The organism is Frankia sp. CeRuru1 (genome assembly GCF_977966315.1).
In genome coordinates this window covers 1-2938 of record NZ_CDWWEW010000507.1, presented here as the reverse complement: position 1 = coordinate 2938, position 2938 = coordinate 1, and the positions used below count along the sequence as shown (strand labels likewise).

Annotated in this window: 2 protein-coding genes; both read left to right on the top strand. The window is 69.4% G+C overall.

The annotated features are described in order from the left end of the window. A partial coding sequence (locus AC08OP_RS23540; RefSeq protein WP_476616167.1) for a glycosyltransferase family 2 protein occupies positions 1 to 1756 on the top strand: 1756 nt, incomplete at its 5' end. Further along, on the top strand, positions 1753 to 2938 hold a 1186-nt coding region (locus tag AC08OP_RS23535; RefSeq protein WP_476616166.1), incomplete at its 3' end, for an ArnT family glycosyltransferase. The genes AC08OP_RS23540 and AC08OP_RS23535, both read left to right, overlap by 4 nt.

Below are 2938 nucleotides of genomic sequence, written 5' to 3'. Positions count from 1 at the left end.
CCTCGTGCTGTCCGAGCTGGCCGGTCTCGGCGGGAGCACGTCCTACCTCCTGCCCGGAGCACTCGCGATCGTCCTGCCTCGGATGTTCGGCCGGGGTGGCCGGGGCCGGCGGATCCCGTGGCTCGCCCGGCTCGCGTGCGAGTCGGGCGGCTGGTACGTCTACATGTTCGCCGGTTCGCCGGACATCAGGCTGGTCTCGTACGGCGGTCCGCGCCTGGGCCAGCCGTTCGCCGTGGTGCTGGGCGCGGTGGCGGCGGTGACCGGCGGCCTGGTCCTGTCCCGTCGGTTCCGGGCGCGGGCCCGCGGGTCGACCCCCGGCGCCAGCCGCCGGCGCCGCTGGGTGTGGGCGCTGGTCAGCGTGCCCCTCGCGGTGACGCTGGGGGTGCGTGCGGCCGAGCATCACCACGTCGTGCTGCTCGCCACATGGACGATCGTCTCGCTGCTGATGCTGCTGGTCGCCAGCCTGACTCTCGTGCGCGGCCAGTACAGCTGGCAGCGCCCCGAGCGGGTGCATCACGTGGACCTGACCGGCAACCTCGCGCCCCGCAACCGCTTCTCGCTCATCGTCCCCGCCCGCGACGAGCCGGTGCTCGGGCGGACCCTGACCCAGATCCTTGCCGGCGACTACCCCCACGACCTGGTGGAACTAGTCGTGATGGTGTCCCATGACGAGGTCGACCAGGAGACCCGGCGGGTCGCCGAGGAGATCGCCGGCCGGCATTCCAACGTGCGGGTCGTCGCGCCCGAAGGCAGCCGGCGTAGTAAACCCCTGTCCCTGGAGGACGCCCGCCGGCACTGTACCGGAGACCTGGTCGGCGTCGTCGACGCGGAGTCCCTGATCGCCGGGGGACTCCTGCGTTACGTGAACACGCTGGCCCTGCGCCACGCCGACGTCGGCATCTTCCAGGGCGGCGTGCAGCTCATGAACGCGCGTGCCACGGCGTGGCGGCGCGCCGCGGACCACTCGCCGATGCGGGCGTTCCTCCACTGGTTGGACACGGGCACCTCCTGGTGGCGGGCCCGCAACTGCCTCGAGTACTACATCTGGTTCATGTCGCGGCTGCGTTTCCAGGCGCGCGCGCGTTTCATCCCACTTGGCGGCAATACGGTGTTCATTCGGCGAACGGTTCTGGAAAGGCTCGGTGGGTGGGACGTCTCCTGCCTCACCGAGGACTGTGACCTCGGGGTGCGGGCCTCGGTCGCCGGAATCCCGACCGCGGTCTTCTACCACCCCGATCTGACGACCCGGGAGGAGACCCCGGAAAGCCTCACGAAACTCGTCGTCCAGCGCACCCGCTGGATGATGGGGTTCATGCAGGTCCTCTTCAAGGGGGACTGGCGGGCGCTTCCGGGAGCACGCCAGCGCATCATGGCGGTGGAGATGCTCACGATGCCGTTCTTCCAGGCACTCGCCGGCGTCCTGCTGCCGGTGTCGCTGGTCCTTACGTTGTTCCTGGCGGCGCCGACCGGTCTGGTCATCGTCTTCTGGCTTCCGTTCGGTGCGACCGTCATGACGGTCTTCTCCGAACAGGCGGCGTTCCGCGAGTTCGCCGAGGCGTACGGGCTCGATCTGCGTCGCTGGGACAGCGTGCGGCTCGTGCTCTGCGCCCCGCTGTACCAGCTCGCGCTTTCCGCCGCCGCGGTGCGCGCCACGGCCCGGTTGCTGCGTGGCCGGGTCGAGTGGGAGAAGACCTCCCACTCCGGGGCCCACCACAGCACCGCCTCCGGCCGCTTCGAGCTGGAGGTGGCGTCGTGACCGCACCCGACGCCGCGAACCCGTACCCCCGACTGCTCGGCCCGCAGACCGCCGTGACCTGGATCGCCGCCCGGGCCGGGGAGCTCGCCGGCCGACTGGTCGGCTGGGCCGGCGCCCGCCGCCGCAGCCTGCTCCTGCTCGCCGTGCTCCTGACGGTGGTGGCGGTGCTGCACGGTTATAACTTCGACGGCTGGCCGGGCCGCGTCACCGACGACGAGGGCACGTATGCTGCCCAGGCGTATTCGATGCAGTACTGGAACCGGATCGCGCATTACACGTACTGGTACGACCATCCGTTCGGCGGATGGCTGTTGATTGCCATCTACACGAAGATCACTGATGGTTTCAACCGGGCGCCGACGGCGGTCACCGCCGCCCGCGAGCTCATGTTCGGCGTGCATCTGGTGAGCTGCGTGCTACTGTACCGGTTCGGCCGGCTCCTCGGCCTACGACGGTTCTTCGCCGGCCTGGCCCTGCTCGTCTTCTCGCTTTCACCGCTCGCCCTGTGGTATCAGCGGATGGCGTTCCTCGACAACATCGCCGTGATGTGGCTGCTTGCCGCCCTGGTGTGCGCGGCGTCGCCGCGCCGCAGTGTCGCGGCGGCGGCGTTCGCCGGGATCTTCATGGCCTTCGCGTTCTGGTCGAAAGAAACCGTCCTGATCTTCCTCCCGGGGTTGTACGTACTGCTCCGGCAGAATCGTGATCCTCGTAACTGGCGATTCGTGCGGCGCAACTTCATGGGCTGCCTGATCGGCGTGTGCGGCATCTACATCCTGTATGCGGCCGCGAAGAACGAGCTGTTCGAGGGGCCCGGCCACGTCTCGCTGGAATGGGCGATCAGATGGCAGCTGTTCGACCGGGCCCCGAGCGGCAGCGTGCTTGACACCGGCAGTGACACCTACCATGTCGTGCGGTCCTGGCTCGATCTCGATCCCTACCTGGTCCTCGCCGGTATTGCGGCCGCGGTTCCCCTGCTCGCCCTGCGGCGGCTGCGGGTCGTCGCCGGACTGCTGCTGCTGCAGTTCGCCTTCGTTTTCCGCAACGGCTACCTGCCCAACCCCTACATCACCGCGATGCTCCCATTCGCCGCGTTGTGCGTGGCAGGGCTGCTCGACGCCGTCCTGCCGAGTGGAGCACAGCCGCGACGCGGTCCGCTGCATCATGCTCGGCCGGGGCCGGGGC